We start from the raw sequence: 1148 nt of genomic DNA, 5'->3' as shown, positions 1-1148 counted from the left end.
TATACCCACACCATCTTGAATAGTGTAGTTTACTTTTAGCTCTCTGAGATTGTCGCTCTGAGGAAGATTGTTTGCCACTGCGGTGCCAAAACACATAAAAATAGATAGTGAACAACATATACTCTTACAAATGCTCAACACGCCTTACTCTCCTGTTTTGATCAACACTTGTCCATAATCGGTTTTCATCATCCATCACATCTACAAACCTGTCACCATCAAAATTAACCAATGCAGGAACAAAGCCTTCCCTTGTTCTAGGGCTGTTATCGCCTCGACACATCACAGACATTTTTAATGTCCTATCGAGTGTACCCTGATAAAGGAGACATCAAGGTAAGTTAATCTTTTCAACTAAGTAATCATTGAACTTTGTATATTCATCAATCAAACAACTGCAAATATTTAATGTTTCTGCTTCAGTCCCTATACTTTCAAAATATTCAAACCTACATTTCTCCTCTATATACTTATATACCCAATCAACTTGAAAATGCAGGCTTGAGTACCTGAAAATTATCATTGATTCGAGACGTCAGTGAACCTGCGATCTCTGGAAGAGTCACAGTAAAAAATTGATCGATGGCTTCCTTGAAGTCTCGTTTATTTTTGAAGTAAACGTTATTCCTCGACTGCTCGTTCATTACCTTCCAAAGCCGCTCAATTGGGTTGAGGTTTGGACTGTAAGGTGGAAGATAATGTAGTTCGATATTTAGGACAAACGCTGCATCTTTGACTAAGTCACTGCGGTGATATCCCGCACCATCTAAGATGATATGAAGCTTATGGGCTAATGGATAACTCTCTCTTAACTTACAGAAAAAGCGAACAATATTTTCACTGTTAATACTCTCGTAATCGTGAACGATGGTGGCACCAATATCTGACAGGTTTAGTGCGCCAATAATGTTCAATCGGCTACGATTGCCCGTTGTTTCAATCACTTTAGCCTGACCAGTACGTATCCAGCCATGAGATATTTTTGTTAATAAGGTTGGGTGAACTGCATCGATAAAGACTATCGATTCATCCTTGCCACGGCTTGCCTTTAGAGCTTCATAAGCCTCTATGAATGCTTGCTGTTTTGCTTTATCAAACTTGTGTGGAACGCCTTTCGGTTGCTTGTAGCTAAAGCCATTGTGGTGAAG

The 1148-nt window shown here is 39.4% G+C and carries 1 protein-coding gene; it reads right to left on the bottom strand.

All coding sequences use genetic code 11. From position 1 onward, the window contains the following. Positions 1–482: 482 nt before the first annotated feature. On the bottom strand, positions 483–1148 hold a 666-nt coding region (locus DA100_RS08320), incomplete at its 5' end, for an IS630 family transposase (RefSeq protein ID WP_138971724.1).

The organism is Vibrio sp. Hep-1b-8, assembly GCF_006124995.1.
GTDB lineage: Bacteria > Pseudomonadota > Gammaproteobacteria > Enterobacterales > Vibrionaceae > Vibrio.
The sequence above is the reverse complement of the archived record's forward strand: the minus strand, read 5'-3'. Positions and strand labels throughout refer to the sequence as shown.